Origin of the sequence: Galactobacter caseinivorans, from assembly GCF_003640665.1 — a bacterium.
Classification (GTDB): Bacteria; Actinomycetota; Actinomycetes; order Actinomycetales; family Micrococcaceae; genus Galactobacter; species Galactobacter caseinivorans.
On record NZ_QQXL01000007.1, the window covers coordinates 142,841 to 161,718 of the forward strand.

The following is an 18,878-nucleotide window of genomic DNA, read 5'->3' on the forward strand; positions in this document are numbered from 1 at the left end:
CCCCGCCTTCATCGAAACGAGAAATGCAGTGAGCGTCCCCGCTATCGTCAGTGATCGAGTCCTTGCCGCCGCTACCGCGGCCCAGGAGAAGCTCGCCGAGCACATCGTCGCCCTTGAGGTTGGTGAGCGCCTCGGCATTGCCGACGTCTTCCTGATCGCCTCCGGCGGCTCCGAGCGCCAGGTTGAGGCCATTGCGGAGGAGATCGAGGATGCCCTGCGCCTGCAGTACGCAGAGCTCCCGCTGCGCCGCGAGGGCCGCGGCCTTGGCCACTGGGTCCTCCTGGACTATGGAGACATCGTGGTGCATGTGCAGCACGAGGAGGACCGCGCCTTCTACGCGTTGGATCGCCTCTGGTCTGACTCCCCGCGCCTTGATCTGCCCGGAGTGGAGCAGTCCACGCCGCCGGCCGAGCCCAAGGTAGAGGCCGGCCAGGCCGAGGAAGACTCCAACGCCTGAGTCTTTGAGGTCGCCGCCTCTCTGAGGTGGCACATCACGCGAGGGGCGCCGGATCCATGGATCCGGCGCCCCTCGCGCGTGGCTTAGAACAACTGGCGCCAATTGGTCGCGGCGAGATCAAGCAACTCATCGCCACGGCCGCTCAGGACCGAGCGCATGGCATACAGGGCAAAGCCCTTGGCCTGCGCCAGCTCAATCTTGGGCGGCAACGTGAGCTCTTGGCGCCCCGTGCGTACGTCCACCAACGCCGGGCCGTCGTGCGCAAAGGCGCCCCGCAGCGCGTCGTCGAGCTCCTCTGAACTGGTCACGGTCCAGGCCTCCAGCCCGCAGGCCCGTGCCACGGCGGCGAAGTCCGGATTCTCCAGGTCGGTGCCGAAGGTGACAAAGCCGGCGGCCTTCATCTCCAGCTCCACGAAGTTCAGCGAGGAGTTGTTAAAGACCACGACCTTCACCGGCAGCTTGGATTGCTTCAGGGTGATGAGCTCGCCGAGGAGCATGGCCAGGCCGCCGTCGCCGGAGAGGGTCACCACCTGACGCTGCGGATTCTCCGAGGCTGCGCCGATCGCGTGCGGCACCGCGTTGGCCATGCTGCCGTGATTGAAGGAGCCGATCAGGCGGCGCTTGCCGTTCATGGTGAGGTAGCGCGCGGCATAAACCACGGGGGAGCCCACGTCCGGAATGAAGACCGCGTCCTCATCGGCAAGGGCGTCGATCCGCTTGGCGACGTACTGGGGGTGCAGGGCGGCCCCCTTGCGCGCGGGGACGGCCAGCTCGTCCAGCTTCTCCCGGGTTTTGCGGTAGTGCTTCTGCGCGTCCTCCAGGTGCTTGCGGTCCTGTTTGCGCTCCAGCAGGGGCAGCAACGCGGCCGCCGTGTCCTTCACCGTACCGACCAGGCCCTGGTGCAGCTGCGTGCGGCGGCCCAGATTCTCCCCGCGCAGGTCCACCTGAACAATCTTGGCGTCCTGTGGGTAGAACTGCTGATACGGGAAGTCGCTGCCAAGCACCAGCACCGTGTCCGCGGACTCCATGGCGCGGTAGCCGGAGGCGAAGCCAAGCAGACCGGTCATGCCGACGTCGTAGGGGTTGTTGTACTCCAGGTACTCCTTGCCGCGCAGGGCATGGACCACCGGAGCGCCGAGCGCCTCCGCCAGGGCCACCACCTCATCGTGGGCCTTGGCCGCGCCGGCGCCGGCCAGAATGGTGACCTTGGACGAGGCATTCAACGTGGCCGCCAGCGTGGTCAGCTCCTCCTCAGAGGGCAGCACGCGCTGCTGGGTCGCCGCGGCGGTGACCAGCTCGTTGACGGGCATGTCCTTCAGCGACACATCGCCGGGGATGACCAGGACGGCGACGCCGCGCTTGGAGATGGCCTCTTGCATGGCGATTCGCAGCAGGCGCGGCATCTGCTCCGGCGTGCTGACCATTTCCGCGTAGACAGAGCACTCTCGGAAGAGCTCCTGTGGGTGAGTCTCTTGGAAGTAGGTGGAGCCCACCTCATCCGAGGGAATCTGTGCCGCGATCGCCAGGACGGGAACGCGGCTGCGCTGGGCGTCAAAGAGGCCGTTGATCAGGTGCAGATTGCCCGGGCCGCAGGAGCCGGCACACACAGCGAGGTCGCCGGTGAGTGCCGCCTCAGCTGCCGCGGCAAAGGCGCCGCTCTCCTCGTTGCGCACGTGAGACCAGGTCACGCCCTTGGTGGTGCGAATGGCGTCCGTGATGCCGTTGAGAGAGTCGCCTGGGACCCCGTAGACGCGCTTGACGCCCTGGGCCGCGAGGGATTGGACAAGGTTGTGCGCAAGAGTGCTCACAGAGGATCTCCTTAGCTGCGGTGATGTCTGTGCCTAGCCTCCGCCTCCTGGGCGTCAGAGTGCAAACGGCGTGGGGTCTCGGGCCGTTGCGGGCCCCTGGGGGAGAGGTTGCCCGTGGTCGCAGCGACACGCCGACGCGCGGGGTCATTTCGGTTCATTCCCTTCGCTTCGCCCTGTGCATGGGCTGGCCACACAGGCTGTGGATAGACCCGGTGGACCCGCCAGAATCCGGGGGTCATGTGCCCTCCTGCGTCCACAGGGCATGTGGATGAGTGGCGGTGGAAGCACACGCGTGTAAGACATGATGTAGGGGTGAGGGTCATGGCCTGGCACAAGATGTAGTGGTTGGGGGTAGGATGGTGAGAGTCGAAAGGGACCGGTCGCCTCAGGCGAATCCACCCCAGTCAGGCGCCCCGCGAGGATGCGGAACACACCGGCTCGACCACAAATCTTTACGAAGCATCGGCAGTCTCAGGACTGAAAGAACAAGGGGATCTCGACATGACCGTGACGGTGTACACCAAGCCCGCCTGCGTCCAGTGCAACGCCACCTACCGCGCCCTCGACAAGAAGGGTATCGAGTACAAGAAGGTGGACATCTCCCAGGATCCGGCCGCGCTGGAGCGCATCCGTGAGCTCGGCTTCATGCAGGCTCCGGTTGTCATCACCGAGACCGATTCCTGGTCTGGCTTCCGCCCGGACAAGATCTCCGAGCTGGAGCACGCGGCCGCTTCCGTCGCCTGATACCCCGTGTTGTCTGAAGCGCCGATCCGGACCCAACAGACCACACAAGCCAACCCGGCCAAGCAGCCCACAGAGCGGCTGGTGTATTTTTCCTCGGTCTCCGAGAACACCAAGCGCTTTGTTGGCAAGCTGAACCACCCGGCAGACCGCATCCCGCTGCACAAGGCGGATCCGGAACTTGTCGTAGATCGTGACTACGTCCTGGTGATCCCCACTTACGGGGGAGAGAAGGGCGAGCACGCCGTCCCGCCGCAGGTGTTGCGCTTCTTGCGCCACCCGCAGAACCGGGACCACCTGGCCGGCGTGATCGGTGCAGGCAACACCAACTTTGGCACCACCTACAACCTCGCCGCGCACAAGATCGCGAAGAAGTTGTCCGTCCCGGTGCTTTATCTTTTTGAACTCATGGGCACGCCGGAAGACGTGGCCCGTGTCAACCAAGGATTGGACGAGTTTTGGACACGTCAGTCGCAGAGTCGGCCATGAGCCGCGACAGCAAGGAGCTACCCGAGGCCTTCCAGGGCCTGGGTTACCACGAGCTCAACGCCATGCTGAACCTGTACGGGGCGGACGGCAAGATTCAGTTCGAAGCCGACAAGTTCGCCGCGCGCCAGTACTTCCTGGAGCACGTCAATAACAACACGGTCTTCTTCCACAACCTGGACGAGAAGCTCGAGTACCTCGTGGAGAAGAACTACTACGAGCCGGAGACGCTGGAGCAGTACCCCCGCGAGTTCATCCACGAACTCTGGGACTTTGCCTACGCCAAGAAGTTCCGCTTCGAGACCTTCCTTGGTGCCTTCAAGTTCTACACCTCTTACACGCTCAAGACCTTTGACGGTAAGCGTTACCTGGAGCGCTTCGAGGATCGCGTGTGCATGGTTGCCCTGCACCTGGCGCGCGGGGACCAGAAGCTGGCCCGCATGCTGGTGGACGAGATCAGTTCCGGCCGCTTCCAGCCCGCCACCCCGACCTTCCTCAATGCGGGCAAGGCCCAGCGCGGCGAGCTGGTCTCCTGCTTCCTGCTGCGCGTCGAGGACAACATGGAGTCCATCGCCCGCGGCATCAACTCCGCCCTGCAGCTCTCCAAGCGCGGCGGCGGCGTGGCGCTCTCCCTCACGAACATCCGTGAGCACGGCGCCCCCATCAAGCACATCGAGAACCAGTCCAGCGGTGTCATCCCCGTGATGAAGCTCCTCGAAGATTCCTTCTCCTACGCCAACCAGCTGGGTGCCCGCCAGGGTGCCGGCGCGGTGTACCTGCACGCGCACCACCCGGATATCCACCGCTTCTTGGATACCAAGCGCGAGAACGCCGATGAGAAGATCCGCATCAAGACCCTCTCCCTCGGCGTGGTCATCCCGGACATCACCTTCCACCTGGCCAAGAGCAACGAGGACATGTACCTCTTCTCTCCCTATGACGTGGAACGCGTCTATGGGGTGCCCTTCTCCGAGATCAACGTCTCCGAGAAGTACTACGAGATGGTGGATGACAAGCGGATCAAGAAGACCAAGATCAGCGCCCGTGAGTTCTTCCAGACCCTCGCGGAGATCCAGTTCGAGTCGGGCTACCCCTACATCGTGTTCGAGGACACGGTGAACCGGGCCAACCCGATCAAGGGCAAGATCACCATGTCCAACCTGTGCTCCGAGATCCTGCAGGTCTCCACGCCCTCCACCTTCAAGGACGACCTGTCCTACGAGGTTGTTGGTAAGGACATCTCTTGCAACCTGGGTTCCATGAACATCGCCAGGACCATGGATTCGCCGGACTTTGGCGCCTCCATCGAGGGCGCCATCCGCGCGCTCTCCGCTGTCTCTGACATGAGCTACATCTCCTCGGTTCCCTCCGTGGCGGATGGCAACCTGCAGTCCCACGCCATTGGCCTTGGGCAGATGAACCTGCACGGCTACCTGGCTCGTGAGCGCGTGCACTACGGCTCCGAAGAGGGCCTGGACTTCACGAACATCTACTTCTACACCGTGTTGTTCCACGCGCTGCGTGCCTCCAACATGCTGGCGATCGAGAACGGCTCCGCCTTTGGCGGGTTCGAGGATTCCAAGTACGCCTCCGGCGAGTTCTTCGACAAGTACACCGAGTCCGAGTGGGTTCCCGCCACGGCGAAGGTGCGCGAGCTCTTCTCCAAGGTGTCCATCCCGACGCAGGAGGATTGGCTGGCGCTGAAGGCCTCCGTCATGGAGCACGGCATCTACAACCAGAACCTGCAGGCCGTGCCGCCGACCGGTTCCATCTCTTACATCAACAACTCCACCTCCTCGATCCACCCCGTGGCCTCGAAGATCGAGATTCGTAAGGAAGGCAAGATCGGTCGCGTCTACTACCCGGCCCCTTACCTGACCAACGACAACCTCGAGTACTACGACGATGCGTACGAGATCGGTTACAAGAAGATCATCGACACCTACGCCGCTGCCACGCAGCACGTGGACCAGGGCCTGTCCCTGACGCTCTTCTTCAAGGACACCGCCACCACGCGCGACATCAACAAGGCCCAGATCTACGCATGGAGCAAGGGGATCAAGACGATCTACTACATCCGTCTGCGTCAGCTGGCCCTTGAGGGCACCGAGGTTGAGGGCTGCGTCTCCTGCATGCTTTAACCCGCGGCACCCCGGGGCCAACTGGCCCCGCCCACCCACTTCATCACCCGGCGTCGAGCATCGATGCCGCCGAAGGTCCCCGCCCGGTGCGGGGGAGAGGATCGAGATGAGCGACGGCGTCAAGCTGCTCGGCAAGGTCGAGGCCATTAACTGGAACCGCATCCAGGACGAGAAGGACGTGGAGGTGTGGAACCGCCTCACGAACAACTTCTGGCTGCCTGAGAAGGTGCCCGTGTCCAACGACGTGCAGTCGTGGGGCACGCTGACGCCGGAGGAGAAGCTGCTCACCATGCGCGTCTTCACCGGGCTGACGCTGCTGGACACCATCCAGGGCACCGTGGGCGCCGTGGCGCTCATCCCGGATGCGCTGACCCCGCACGAGGAGGCGGTGTACACCAACATCGCGTTCATGGAGTCGGTGCACGCCAAGAGCTACTCGTCCATCTTCTCCACCTTGGCCTCCACCAAGGAGATTGACGACGCCTTCCGCTGGAGCCTGGAGAACGAGTACCTGCAGAAGAAGGCCAACATCGTCATGGATTACTACCATGGCGACGATCCGTTGAAGAAGAAGGTGGCCTCCACGCTGCTGGAGTCCTTCCTCTTCTACTCCGGCTTCTACCTGCCCATGTACTGGTCCAGCCACGCCAAGCTGACCAACACGGCAGACATGATCCGCCTCATCATCCGTGACGAGGCCGTGCACGGCTACTACATCGGCTACAAGTACCAGCGCGGGCTGGAAGCGGCCACGCAGGAGCGCCGCGACGAGCTCAAGGACTACACCTACGAGCTCATGTACGAGCTCTACGAGAACGAGGTGGCCTACACCCACTCGCTCTACGACGGGGTGGGCCTGTCTGAGGACGTCAAGAAGTTCCTGCACTACAACGCCAACAAGGCGCTGAACAACCTGGGCTACGAGGCCATGTTCCCGTCCACCGTGACGAACGTGAACCCCGCGATCCTCTCGGCGCTCTCACCAAACGCCGACGAGAATCACGACTTCTTCTCCGGCTCCGGATCCTCCTACGTGATCGGCAAGGCCGTGAACACCGAGGACGAGGACTGGGACTTCTAAGATTTCTTCTTAGAGGCCCCAGGTAAATACCTGATCACGCCCCTGATCCGCGAGCTATCGCAGATCAGGGGCGTTTTTCGTGCTCCCAGTCGAAAGACAGAGGAGAACAGAGATGAAGAGGAATACCCACCCGAAATGGCACGGGGATGGCACGCGCGCACCTTCCACATGGAAGAGAGGCGAGGTAGAGACCGGAATTCGCGGTCGCTGCACCGTCCAAGCCGTGCCACTTCGTGCCACAAACGATCGAGTTAACCCCCGGAGATCCGCGGAATCATGCGGATTCATGAGGGGCATGAGGTCGAGTGGCACGAAGTGGCACGACGGTCCGCAAACGTCCGTTCGAGTCCATGGGAGGGCATCATGAGCAGCACCAAACGCGAGAACTGGGGGAGCCTGCGCAAGCTCCCTTCTGGCCGCTGGCAAGCCCGTTACCCAGGGCCAGACGAAACGACGGGGACTGCTGCACGGATAGGTGACATCTGATCTGGCTTGCCCGGGAGGCTGGCCTGGAAGGATGGCATCATGCCTAAGCCCTATCCCGCCGAGTTCCGTGACGACGTGGTGCGCGTCGCGCGAGGCCGTGAGCCTGGTGTGACGATCGATCAGATCGCGAAAGACTTCGGTGTTCACCCGATGACGTTGCAGAAGTGGCTCGGCCGCGCCGATATCGACGAGGGCATCAAGCCCGGCCAGTCCCGTACCGAGGCGGCTGAGATGCGTGAACTGCGGAAGAGAAACCGTCTGTTGGAGCAGGAGAACGAGGTCCTCCGGCGCGCGGCGGCGTATCTGTCGCAGGTGAACCTGCCGGGAAAAGGTTCTACCCGCTCGTGACGGAGCTCGCCGCTACGGGGATCCCCGTGACGGTGACGTGTCGGGTGCTCAAGCTCTCCCGCCAGCCCTACTACCGGTGGCTGGCCGACCCCATCACGCCCAGCGAGGTGGTGCAGGCGTATCGCGCGAACGCGATGTTCGAGGCCCACCGGGACGACCTGCGAGTTCGGGCACCGGCTGCTCGCTGACGAGGCCCGCGACGCCGGGGAGGCGATGTCGGATCGGACTGCGTGGCGGATCGCATCATCGAACGGCTGGTTCACCGCGTTCGGCAAGCCCAGGCGCGGCAAGCACCGCCGGCCCGGCCCGTCCGTCCACGACGACCTCTGCGCCGTCATCGACGAACACGGCAGGACGCGGCACGTGTTCGCCGCTCAGGCGCCGAACGAGCTCTAGCTGGTGGACATCACGGAGCATAAAACAAGTGAAGGCACGCTCTACTGCTGCGCGATCAAAGACGCGTGCTCCGGTCGAATCGTCGGCTACTCGATCGACTCGAGAATGAAGTCCCGCCTGGCCGTCCAAGCGCTCGAGAACGCTGCCCAGATGCGCGGCGACGTCGCCGGATGCATCGTCCACAGCGACAGAGGATCTGAATTTCGCAGCAGAAAATTCCTGCGCGCCCTGGCCCGTCATCGCGTGGTCGGATCGATGGGCAGAGTCGGCTCCAGCGGCGATAACGCGGCCATGGAATCGTTCTTCTCCTTACTGCAGAAGAACGTCCTCGACCGCCGGTCCTGGACCACCCGGGATCAGCTGCGAATCGCGATCGTGAGCTGGATCGAGCGGACCTACCACCGACGAAGACGCCAACCACGCCTGGGCCGTTTGACGCCCATCGAGTTCGAGACCATCATGAACACGACCGTCGCACTGGCGGCGTGACTACAACCTGTCACCTATCCGTGCAGCAGACCCGGCTGGTGCTGGGGGAGGATCAAGTGTTTGCGCTGACGGAGATCGCGGTCTCCGGTCGTGTCGTTGATCTGATCGTCGGCCCAGCTGGTGCCGGAAAGACTACAGCGATGAACGCGCTACGCCGGGCCTGGGAAAAGGAACACGGCCAAGGATCCGTTGTCGGACTGGCACCGTCGTCGAGTGCGGCACAAGTGCTTGCCGAGGATCTCGGGATCGCCACGGAGAACACGGCGAAGTGGTGGCAGAACCACCTGCGAGAAGGTGAGACCTTTCAGTCGGGCCAGCTCGTCATCGTAGATGAAGCCTCGCTCGCTGGAACGCTCTCCTTAGACCGAATCACCCGGCTCGCCGCTGAGGCCGGGGCGAAAGTGCTACTCGTCGGCGACTACGCACAGCTCCAGGCGGTCGACGCGGGCGGCGCCTTTGGGATGATCTCGCATGATCGTGATGACGTCCCCGAACTTGTTGACGTTCACCGCTTTACGCACGATTGGGAAAAGCGCGCGTCGCTCGATCTTCGCCACGGCCACGCCGGAGTCATCGACATCTACGACGAGCACCAACGCGTTGTTGACGGTGACACCGAAGGGATGATCGATGCGGCGTATGCCGCCTGGCGCCGTGATCTCGTCGCTGGGCGTGCAACGGTTCTCGTCTCAGACTCCAATGAATCGGTGACTGCACTCAACAACCGAGCGCGTACCGATCTAATCCTCGATGGCACCGTTCGCGGTTCGCGCGAATCAGAGCTACATGACGGGACACGTGCGGCATCCGGGGATATCGTCATCACGCGCCGCAATGACCGCCGTCTCCTGGCTGGACGCGGCTGGGTGCGCAATGGGGATCGCTGGAACGTCGTTGATGTTCGACGCGACAGATTGATGCTCGTGCGCCGCGCTGGAAGCTCCCGAAGGAACAGTGTCCTTCTGCCAGCCGATTACGTCACAGAGCATGTCGAACTCGGCTATGCGGTCACGTCATTTCGTGCGCAAGGTCTCACGACCGATACTACTCACGTGCTCGTTGACTCGACCATGACTCGCGAGACTCTCTATGTGGCGATGACACGGGGTCGAGACGCCAACGTCGCGTATGTCACGGTCGACAAGCCTGACGCTTCCCACGATGGTCCACATCCTGGTGAGAACGACGAAGTCACCGGCCGCAGTGTTCTCGAGGGGGTGCTGCAGCATGTCGGCGCTGAGCTTTCCGCGCATGAAACGATCGCCGTCGAGCAAGAATCTTGGGGAACGATCACGCAGCTCGCCGCGGAGTACGAGACGATCGCTGCGGCAGCGCAGCGCGACCGATGGGCTGCTTTGGTTCGTGCGTCTGGTCTCAGTGCCGAGCAAGCTGTGGAAGTGATCGAGTCGGATGCGTTCGGCCCACTGACCGCCGAGCTGCGCCGTGCAGAAGCCAACCACCATGATGTTGCGGTTCTGTTCCCGCGTCTGGTGCGAGCACGCGACTTCGGCGACGCGGACGATATCGCGGCGGTGATGCGGCATCGACTCACCGCAGCTACCGCTCGTCCAGCCGGAGCGGGACGCACACGCAGGGCACCGAGGCTCATCGCCGGGCTCGTACCCGAAGTGACGGGGCCGGTAGCTGACGAGATGTGTCAGGCGCTCGATGAGCGACGAGACCTTATCATTCAGCGAGCCGACGCAGTGCTCGATAGAGCTATCGCCGTTGGTGCTTCCTGGATCGACAAGATCGCGCCGCTACCGGACGCGACGAATCTGCGGGAGGCATGGTGGCAGTCTGCGCGGGCAATAGCCGCGTACCGAAACCGCTACACAATCAAGTTGGAGTCCGTCCTTGGGCCCAGACCAGAGGATACTGATCAACGAATTGATTACGCCCGGGCGGAAGCCGCGCTGAATCGGGCTCGTCGTAACGCTGAACATGAACATGTTGAGCTAGCGCACCGAGTGGTGAGGCAACGCAGCTCGTTCGGACAGACAATGTGAGACGGGCTTGCCTGCGTCCTTTCAAAGCCAACAGTCTTTGGGGCGCTCGATTCTCAACGTTGCAGTTATCGGCGCATCATGGGATCATCTGAGTAGGGTTCAACACTGCTGTAGGGAGTTCAGTGCACGACGAAGACGCCGCATCGGATACCGACGGGGAAGTCCTCTTGACGCCGCTGTTGATGCTGAAAGATAGCGATGCCACTTCGAAGGTCGAGTATGTCGTTGGAGGCGAACAATTAGTTGGTGCTTCGCGTGACCTTGCCGCCGCGCTCATCGCCGACGACGCCATGGTCGTTGCCTGTGGGAAATCTGCAGTGCTCGATCGATGGCGTCTGCGTCGTGACGGAGGACCGTCCTCGTCGGGGGCGCAGCTAGAAGCAGTCAAGGCATTTGTTTCTATCGGCTTCGGCACGCCGGGAGCACCGAAGCTGGTCGATCACGTACAAGGACATGTTGCTGAACTGCTTTGGCACCGTATTATCTCCGAACGCATATCGTGTCGCGACGGACGTACCCTGGTGGAAGCGCCGCCAATAAAGGCGGATGCGCTCGAACCTGGGGGCGATGGGCTAGTCGTCTATGCCGATGCAAGCGGGACCCTCGTTTTTCGGCTCTGGGAGATTAAGAAGCACGACTCAGCTGCCGGGGTGTCGAAAACGATCAATCGGGCCGCGAAGCAATTGCGCAGGAGAGGCCACTACTATCTCGCCAAGCTCGCCGGACCTGCGACTCTCTCCGCTGAGGGTGCTCTGGGTGAGCTCTACGACGGCATGGTTGATTTCTGGTTCGAACGCAGCCCAAAAGCGGGTGTTGGCGTCTCTGTGGGAGCATCCCTTGAGCATCGCCCGCGAAACAGCAACACGTTCAAATCGCTAGGCGCTCAGTTCCCAGACTTTCCGGCAGGCGGTCAAACAGAGTCAATCGTTGTCGCAATACCGGACTTCCCTGAATTCGCCGAGAGGGTAAAGGAGATTGTATGGAGCGGTCTCTAGACTTACGACTCCTCGGAGATGCGCTGGCGGGTCGCACTGGGCTGCCAACCGCCGAGCGCCTTCAGGAGCGACTAGCGCAAGCGGAGATTGCCCTAATTCTCAATCGCCCGTCAATCGACGAGAAGCTAATGAAGACTGCCTGGTACTTGCATGGTGTTGCCTCGGTAAGTGATGCGCGTCAACGCTATTCGGCAGCGCGCCAACGTCAGGCATTTTTGGTGAGTGCTCACATCTTTGATCTTGCATTGGCGCGCAACGACTGGAGCGATGAGGAGCGTTTATCAATTGGATTTGCCGCGGCTATTGGGTACAGGCGAGGCGGTCGTGACCCAAACGCATCCGCGATCGTGACCCGCCTGCAGCATTTGTTGGGTGGTGCAGATGGTCTGTTGTTGCCGACGCTGGAGCACTTTTCTCTGCGCACGGGGCTCATGTTTCTGAGCTTCGACACTAATAGGGCATTTCGCTGGTTTACTCAATGGCGTAGGTACTTCGCATCGATCGCGCAACAGTCAGCAATGGACAGTCTTCGCTTGACAGGTCTCGGATCACTACAAATGCTTGTCGAGGGCACCGAAGACATTCTCTCTTACCTGACTCGAGGCAACCGCGAACGCTTTGACCAAGGCGCTCAGCGGCTGCGCGAAGTCGCGACCGGTGAAACAGGAGGCGCTTCGCTCGACGCACGTTGGGTAGCTAGTCATCTACTGAGCTTTGCGAGCATCGCGGAAGCGGGATCACCGTGGAATTTGGCAGTTTTGCCTCCAGAAGTACCCGTTGCAGTGAGGCAGGCATTCACGGTAGGAAGTCCCGCCGTGCTGACGCTCTGGGAGCCGCAGCGCGAACTGTTCACAGGCGCTCAGTCGCCTTTCTCGCAGGATGTAAAGAGAATGGTGCTTTCTGTTCCTACGAGTGGCGGAAAGACCCTTGTCGCCCAGCTGCTGGCAACTGCTCATCTAGCGCAGACGGACATGAGTGTTTGCTTCGTTGTTCCGACGAGGAGTCTCGGCCGAGAGATTCGACGTGCGATGGGTACGAGAGTCCGAATTCTCCAGAAGGAAGTTAGCGCGGAGAAACCTGACTTCTCCGCTTGGCTTGAAGCGCTTGGCCTATTTGCTCCCGAGCTGGAGCAGGCTGAAATTGACGTGATGACTCCAGAGAGGCTTAGTCATCTGTTGAGAAATGACGCTGAAGCTGTGCTCGACAAGTTCAGCCTTTTCATTTTTGACGAGGCCCAGCTGCTGAAAGAGGCAGGTCGAGGTTTCGTGCTCGAATCTGTGATTTCGGCCTTGAATTTCCACACGAAGGATCGACCTCATCGCATCATCCTCCTTTCGGCCGCGATGGGGAATGTCGGCGGGATCGCCCAGTGGCTCAATCCCGAGGGCGGTGCTTTAAGCCAGAAGAGCGACTGGCGGGGGCCACGGCGGCTGCACGCGGTATTTAACACTGAGGCGCAGTGGGATCAGACCGTTGTTGAAAGTGGGGCTGGATCTGTCTGGCCCTATCGGCATACGACGCCACTGTCAGGTCTGATCCGCTTGCGGCTTGGAAACGGGAGTACCAAATCGCTCCGCACTCAATCCGACACTGGTTGGCGTCTGGTCAGAAAATCGAAAGATGGAGGAGAGCGCCCAAACGAAACGACGATCGACTCTGCTCGTAATACTAAGATCTACTCGATCGCCAGTGGAATGATCACTGCACTTGGGCATGCGGGTTCGGTCCTGGTCGTCGCGTCGACGAAAAAACAGGCGCAGTTGCTCGCTCGCGGTATCGCCGATGAGCTTACTGATCAACCACACCTAGTCCCGCTGGTCGACTTTGTGCGTCAGCAGGTGGGCGACGCTCACCCGCTTGTAAGCACGCTCAAACGTGGCGTGGGGTTTCATCATGCAGGTTTGCCGGTCGAAGTGCTGGAAGCACTTGAAGGGGCAGTGCGGGCGGATGATCTTCCTTACCTGACTTGCACCTCAACGCTGACTGACGGGGTGAACTTGCCGGTCAGGACCGTGGTCTTGTATGACGCACCTTACCCAGGCCAGCCGGAGGATACCCGCTTACGCGGAGCCCGCCTCGTAAACGCGATGGGACGCGCTGGACGCGCGGGCCGAGAGACCGAGGGCTGGATCGTGCTTGTGAGGGCAACTTCACCGAGCAGCCAGGACTTCGCGGATCTGAACCCTGACGATGGTGATCTGGAGGTGACGTCATCCCTCTTAACAGAATCCGCCTTGCAGGCCGTAGCCGAGCTCGAAGGTGCTCAAAGAGCTGATTCTGATGCAGTTTTCTCCGCAAGCGGTGCTGCTGCGGATTTCATCAATTTTGTCTGGATGATGCTGGCATCTGCTGAAGGGCAGATGGCTGACCCCGAGTTGGTCGATCTGGAAGCAGTAGTGGGCTCAACGCTGGGAGCAACTCAATCCGCCCAAGCGCGCGCGTTGTACATGAGGTTGGCAGCACGGACTAGAGACGCTTATATTTCGGTTCATTCCGCTGAGCGTCAGAGATGGTCACGGATCGGATGTTCCATTGGTTCCGCTCGCGAGATCGATGAATGGGCATCGCTACTTGCGCGCACTCTGCTGTCAACAGAAACGGGGCCGTCCGTCTCTACTGCTATAGAAGCAGTGACGTTCCTCCGACCGACAATCGCCAAGCTGCTCCAGCTTCCAGAAGCGCCGTCATGGGGGTTTCGTGAGTCTGCCCGAGGGGCGGACCTCAGTGTGGACGCCGCTGATGTATTGCGGGACTGGCTGGAGGGTGCTCCGCTGCCGCAATTGGCGGAGAATCATCTGGGGAGCGTGGCCGACCCTGCCCGGCGGATCGAGCAGATGGTCACCGCGACCACGGGTCACTTCGAGCACTATCTGTCTTGGACAGTCGGAGCGCTCATCGACCTCATCAACTCATATCTGCAATCTGCCGATGTCAGTAAAAGAATCTGCCCGGAACTCGGCGGGTATATCAGATACGGAGTCAGTACGCCCACCGCACTTGCGCTGATGGGTGAAGGGATTCGCTCCCGTCGAATCGCCAACCTGGTGGCAAGTCGCTTCGCGGGTATGGAGGACGAACTGGACTCGTTGAGAGAGAGTCTGGCCAGCTTGAGTGTATCCGGTTGGCGGCAGGAGTTTGACGCGGCGACCTCAGAGGTCCTTGATCTCCTCGATTTTACGCGTCAGCGGCGACGAAGCCTCCTGAAGAATTTGCTCGATCGTGGATTAATCAATGTCGTCGTCCAACTTCAGACTGTACCCAGCGGATCTGCATCGTTGCATCTGGCGCCGATAGAGGGAGAAGCTTTTCCTGCCCCATTCGGCCTTTATCAGGGCGCCCAGTTACTGGGGACGATCTCCACCAGAGACCACTCGGATATTCAGAGCATCGTGGATACTGGTTTTGCGCTGCGTATGGAGATTGAGCATGCCGATGGGCTCGGCCAGTTAACGATTACTCTGCTTGATAGTGGCGAAGGTGTCCTCTTCTGACCGATTCGGGCTTTCTCAATAAGGTGTCCCGACCATGAAAAACGTGCATCTCGTGGGCTGCGCGACTACCCTTGAAAGTGTCCCACCCCGCCGCTGGACAGCGCGGGACACGAGGCCCATTTCACAGTGGCACGCTGGGGCACGACACTCCACAACTGCCGGTAATCCGCGGAATCACGCGGGTGGTGATGAGGACTGGGACTTCTAGAGTCTTGGTGTGAAAGGCCCGGCCCCCGCGATGTTTCGTGGGGGCCGGGCCTTATTTTTCGTGAGGCGGTGCGCGCCTGGGCGATCAGGGCCTAGTGCCCCCGGTCGATCCACTCCTGGCGGTGCGGCGCCTCCGCCCCGATGGTGGTCTCGTCGCCGTGCCCGGTGAGCACACGAGTGGAACCCGGCAGGGTCAGCAGCTCAGTCGTGATGGAGTCCACGATGGTGGCGAAGTCCGAGTAGGACCTGCCGGTGGCGCCCGGGCCCCCGGCAAAGAGGGTGTCGCCGCTGAAGACCACGCCCGCGGCTTCGCTCACATAGCAGGTGGAACCCGGCGTGTGCCCTGGCGTCGCCACCGCGCGCAGCGTGATGGGCCCGGCGGTGAACTCCTGGCCAGGCTCCACGTCGCCGTCCGGCGCCGTTGAGTGCACCATGTCCCACAGCATCCGGTCCGCGGCGGGCAGGAACACGGGCGCAGCCAAAGCGCTCCCGGCCTCCACCGCCGCGCGCACGTGATCATCGTGTCCATGCGTCAGCAACACTGCCACCACGCGCCGTGAGCCGACTGCGGCACTGACTGCGACGACGTCGTGCGCAGGGTCTATCACCAGCACCTCCGCGTCGTCACCGACGATCCAGACGTTGTTCTCCACCTCCCAGGTGCCGCCGTCCAGGCTGAAGGTGCCAGAGGTGACCACGCGCTCAATGGTGCCGCTCACTTGGCCACCTCCACCACGGAACGCAGCACCTGACCCTTGGACATCTTGACGAAGGCCTCGTCGATGTCTGCCAGGCCGATCCGCTCGGAGACAAAGGCATCCAGGTCAAGGCGGCCCAGCCGGTATTGCTCCACGAGCATGGGGAAGTCCCGGCTGGGCAGGCAATCGCCGTACCAGGAGGACTTCAGGGAACCGCCGCGGCCAAACACGTCATCCAGCGGGAGGTCCAGGCGCATCCCGGGCGTTGGCACGCCCACCAGCACCACGCGGCCGGCCAGGTCACGGGCGTAGAAGGCCTGCTCGTAGGTCTCCGGGCGGCCAATCGCCTCTATCACCACGTCCGCGCCAAAACCGCCGGTCAGCGCGCGAATGGCCTCCACGGCGTCCTCCTCGCGGGAGTTCACGCCGTGAGTGGCGCCCAGGCGCAGGGCCTGGTCCACCTTGGTCTGGTCAATGTCCACGGCGATGATGGTGGTGGCCCCAGCCAGGCGCGCGCCCTGGATGGCGGCCACGCCCACGCCGCCGCAGCCGATCACGGCCACGGACTCGCCGCGCTGGACCTGTGCGGTATTGATGGCGGCGCCCACGCCGGCCATGATGCCGCAACCCAGCAACCCGACCGCCGCCGCATCCACGTCGTCGCGCACCGGGGTGCACTGCCCGGCCGCCACCAGGGTCTTCTCCGCGAACGCGCCGATGCCCAGGGCGGGGCTCAGCTCGGTGCCATCCGTCAGCGTCATCTTCTGCTCGGCGTTATGGGTGTTGAAGCAGTACTGCGGCTGGCCCTTGGCACACGCCCGGCACTGGCCACACACGGCGCGCCAGTTCAGGATGACGCGCTGGCCCACCTCCACCTCGGTCACACCCTCGCCAGTCGCGGACACCACCCCGGTGGCCTCGTGCCCCAGGAGGTAGGGGAAGTCATCGCCCACTCCGCCGTGCACATAGTGCAGATCGGTGTGGCAGACGCCGCAGGTGAGGATGTCTACGACGGCCTCTCCGGGCCCCGGGTCCGGCACCACAATGTCGACGATTTCCAGGGGTGCGTCTTTGGCGCGCACCACAACGCCCTTGACTGTTTGCGGCATCATGTCTCCATAGCTCTAGGAAGAGGTAAAGCACTCATCGTTCAACCGGCACCGGGGCGCCGTGCCTCCATCCGATCACGAATCCCGGCCCACTTCACGTCCGCTAGCCCCCGCGTCATGACGCTGAGATCTGGAATTCACCCCACAGACAGTCACGGATGGAACACAAACCGGCCACTACCGATGCGCCGCACGCCTGAGCTTGTTAGCGTTCCCTCAAGGGGAGAGGCGCCATCATGGCCGCCCCACGCAGTGCAAGGGGAAGGCCCGGGAATGGACCAGCTGCTCACGTGGAGCGCCGTCGGTGTGGGGACTGTGGTGGTCATCCTGGTGATCTTTGCGATTGCTTCCATCGTGTTGCGCCGTCGTCGACGCCGGGCCACCTTGGATGTGGAAATCACCACCGAGGCCCTGGGCGGGCAGCCGTACCTGCGCACCGAGCCCGTGAAGGTCCAGCACAAGGCCGCCCTCTCCTGGTTTAAGAAGGAGTACGAGGTCGGCACGGAGGTCAGCGTCTCCGTCTCCACGGGGCAGGGCGAGCGCAAGAGCGTGCCCATGCGGGTGGCTCGTTATTCGCGCCGCTCGGTCAATGCACCGGAGCTGCACCAGGTGGTGCTCTTCGCCTACCTTGAGCCTTACGAGGGCAGTGAATTGCCCATCACCCTTCCGGTGGATACGGACACCGATGTGAGCCGGATGCTCTTTGACGCGGAGGGGGTGACCGGTTTTGACCCCGGCGGTCGGCGACGCTGGCACTCGGCCTGGGAAGATCTCAGCTTTGCCTCCTCCGGCTACCTCAGCCTGCAGGGCCCGGATGGGGTGATGCGCGTGCGCACCGACCGCGGCAACGGCGAGCTCGCCGAGGCGCTCTGCGTCAAGTACGGGACCTGGCGCGAGAGCATCGCTCTGCCAGCTGAGACACCGGCTTCAGCGCCCGACGGCGCGGATGACGGTTCCGCGCCAACGCAGGCGAAATCTCCGGGCAGGGCCGCGGTTCAGGGCGCGGGTCGGCCTGCCACCAAGGCCCCGGGTGTCACGGCGGCGCGGGGCGGTCAGTCCGGGTAACGTGGCCCGCATGGCTCCCTCTCCCGATCAGCTGCCCGCCGACCTCGGCGAAGGGCAGGCGTACTACCAGTTCCTCTCTCGCGACGGCGATACGGCGACCTACCGCTCTACGATTCACGCCCAGGGCGCGTGGAACGTGGGGGAGCAGCACATGGCCCCGGCGACGGGTGTTCTGACGCACGAGATGCTCGCTTTCCAGGCACGCGAGGGAGTCCGTCTGGTTCGTTTGTCGCTGGACATCATTGGCTTTATCCCCGGTGGGGAATTCACCGTGACCACACGCATGGTGCGCCCGGGGCGCACCATCGAGCTGGTGGAATCGGTGCTGGAGGCACATGGCCGCACCAGCATCATCGCCCGCGGGTGGCGCTTGCAGACCGGCGACACCGCAGCGATCGAGGCCGTGCAGGAGCCCGGCATTCCCGGCCCGGACCAGACGGCTCCGTGGGAGATGGGTGGCCTGTGGGGCGGCGGCTACATCGGCTCCCTGGACGGTCGGCGGGACCCGGAATCCACGCCGGGTCACGCACGCGCCTGGCTGACCAACTCTTTGCCCATGGTCGCGGGGGAGGACACCGCGGACGTGGTCAAGCTGTTGGGCATGGTGGACACGGCCAATGGCATTTCCCAGGCGTTGCATCCCAGCGAGTGGCTCTTTCCCAACGTTGACCTGCAGATCCATCTCTTCCGCGAGCCTCAGGGGCAGTGGCTGGGGTACGAGACCATGCAGAGCGTCGGCGCGGACGGCGTGGGGCTCACCTCTTCCGTGCTGCACGATGCCAAGGGTCCGTTTGGACGCGCGGAACAGATTCTGACGATTAGGCCAATGCCCAAGTCCAGTAATTAGTTCAGTAAGCGCCGTATACCGCTT

General features: G+C 62.6%; 13 protein-coding genes and 1 pseudogene. 11 read left to right on the forward strand and 3 right to left on the reverse strand.

The window, feature by feature from the left end; translation table 11 throughout:
• Positions 1–28: 28 nt before the first annotated feature.
• Positions 29–457: a ribosome silencing factor gene (gene rsfS, locus DWQ67_RS11870; RefSeq protein ID WP_121485828.1), complete on the forward strand. Its 429-nt coding sequence runs from the start codon at positions 29–31 to the stop codon at positions 455–457.
• Positions 458–540: 83 nt separating this feature from the next.
• On the opposite strand, the gene poxB is transcribed toward rsfS, so the two are convergent.
• Positions 541–2,265, reverse strand: coding sequence for a ubiquinone-dependent pyruvate dehydrogenase (poxB, locus tag DWQ67_RS11875; RefSeq protein WP_121485829.1), 1,725 nt, complete (start codon positions 2,263–2,265; stop codon positions 541–543).
• Positions 2,266–2,766: 501 nt separating this feature from the next.
• Here poxB and nrdH point away from each other — a divergent pair.
• The 8 genes and pseudogenes from nrdH to DWQ67_RS11915 all read left to right on the forward strand — a co-directional run bounded on the left by nrdH (position 2,767) and on the right by DWQ67_RS11915 (position 14,928).
• Positions 2,767–3,009, forward strand: coding sequence for a glutaredoxin-like protein NrdH (gene nrdH / locus DWQ67_RS11880; RefSeq protein ID WP_121485830.1), 243 nt, complete (start codon positions 2,767–2,769; stop codon positions 3,007–3,009).
• 6 nt (positions 3,010–3,015) lie between these two features.
• On the forward strand, positions 3,016–3,495 hold the full coding sequence (gene nrdI / locus DWQ67_RS11885) for a class Ib ribonucleoside-diphosphate reductase assembly flavoprotein NrdI (RefSeq protein ID WP_407645817.1): 480 nt from the start codon (positions 3,016–3,018) through the stop codon (positions 3,493–3,495).
• Complete coding sequence (gene nrdE / locus DWQ67_RS11890; protein ID WP_121485831.1) at positions 3,492–5,633, forward strand: class 1b ribonucleoside-diphosphate reductase subunit alpha; 2,142 nt, start codon at positions 3,492–3,494, stop codon at positions 5,631–5,633. Before nrdI ends, nrdE begins: the two co-directional genes overlap by 4 nt.
• 106 nt (positions 5,634–5,739) lie before the next feature.
• Positions 5,740–6,714, forward strand: a complete 975-nt coding sequence (gene nrdF / locus DWQ67_RS11895) for a class 1b ribonucleoside-diphosphate reductase subunit beta (RefSeq protein WP_121485832.1) — start codon at positions 5,740–5,742, stop codon at positions 6,712–6,714.
• A gap of 525 nt (positions 6,715–7,239) precedes the next feature.
• Positions 7,240–8,433 (forward strand): annotated as a pseudogene (locus DWQ67_RS11900) (IS3 family transposase).
• A gap of 20 nt (positions 8,434–8,453) precedes the next feature.
• The gene (locus DWQ67_RS11905; protein ID WP_407645818.1) at positions 8,454–10,442 is read left to right on the forward strand and encodes an AAA family ATPase; all 1,989 of its coding nucleotides are present in this window, start codon (positions 8,454–8,456) and stop codon (positions 10,440–10,442) included.
• A 122-nt stretch (positions 10,443–10,564) separates the two neighbouring features.
• Positions 10,565–11,437 carry a hypothetical protein gene (locus DWQ67_RS11910; protein ID WP_199712699.1) on the forward strand — a complete coding sequence of 291 codons (873 nt, stop codon included), beginning with the start codon at positions 10,565–10,567 and terminating at the stop codon, positions 11,435–11,437.
• Positions 11,422–14,928, forward strand: coding sequence for a DEAD/DEAH box helicase (locus tag DWQ67_RS11915; RefSeq protein ID WP_121485834.1), 3,507 nt, complete (start codon positions 11,422–11,424; stop codon positions 14,926–14,928). Before DWQ67_RS11910 ends, DWQ67_RS11915 begins: the two co-directional genes overlap by 16 nt.
• A gap of 299 nt (positions 14,929–15,227) precedes the next feature.
• Here DWQ67_RS11915 and DWQ67_RS11920 read toward each other — a convergent pair whose 3' ends face one another.
• Complete coding sequence (locus tag DWQ67_RS11920; RefSeq protein ID WP_121485835.1) at positions 15,228–15,854, reverse strand: MBL fold metallo-hydrolase; 627 nt, start codon at positions 15,852–15,854, stop codon at positions 15,228–15,230.
• Positions 15,851–16,942, reverse strand: a complete 1,092-nt coding sequence (locus tag DWQ67_RS11925; protein ID WP_121485836.1) for an S-(hydroxymethyl)mycothiol dehydrogenase — start codon at positions 16,940–16,942, stop codon at positions 15,851–15,853. Before DWQ67_RS11925 ends, DWQ67_RS11920 begins: the two co-directional genes overlap by 4 nt.
• A gap of 273 nt (positions 16,943–17,215) precedes the next feature.
• On the opposite strand from DWQ67_RS11925, the gene DWQ67_RS11930 reads away from it, so the two are divergent.
• Positions 17,216–18,007, forward strand: a complete 792-nt coding sequence (locus tag DWQ67_RS11930) for a hypothetical protein (protein WP_121485837.1) — start codon at positions 17,216–17,218, stop codon at positions 18,005–18,007.
• A 10-nt stretch (positions 18,008–18,017) separates the two neighbouring features.
• Positions 18,018–18,854 carry a thioesterase family protein gene (locus DWQ67_RS11935; protein ID WP_121485853.1) on the forward strand — a complete coding sequence of 279 codons (837 nt, stop codon included), beginning with the start codon at positions 18,018–18,020 and terminating at the stop codon, positions 18,852–18,854.
• Positions 18,855–18,878: the final 24 nt, after the last annotated feature.

Bases quoted from the DNA above. Each gene is read 5' to 3' on its own strand.
- nrdH (WP_121485830.1), top strand. From the start codon at position 2,767: ATGACCGTGACGGTGTACACCAAGCCCGCCTGCGTCCAGTGCAACGCC.
- nrdE (WP_121485831.1), top strand. From the start codon at position 3,492: ATGAGCCGCGACAGCAAGGAGCTACCCGAGGCCTTCCAGGGCCTGGGT.
- nrdF (WP_121485832.1), top strand. From the start codon at position 5,740: ATGAGCGACGGCGTCAAGCTGCTCGGCAAGGTCGAGGCCATTAACTGG.
- DWQ67_RS11915 (WP_121485834.1), top strand. From the start codon at position 11,422: ATGGAGCGGTCTCTAGACTTACGACTCCTCGGAGATGCGCTGGCGGGT.
- DWQ67_RS11925 (WP_121485836.1), bottom strand. From the start codon at position 16,942: ATGCCGCAAACAGTCAAGGGCGTTGTGGTGCGCGCCAAAGACGCACCC.
- DWQ67_RS11930 (WP_121485837.1), top strand. From the start codon at position 17,216: ATGGACCAGCTGCTCACGTGGAGCGCCGTCGGTGTGGGGACTGTGGTG.
- DWQ67_RS11935 (WP_121485853.1), top strand. From the start codon at position 18,018: ATGGCTCCCTCTCCCGATCAGCTGCCCGCCGACCTCGGCGAAGGGCAG.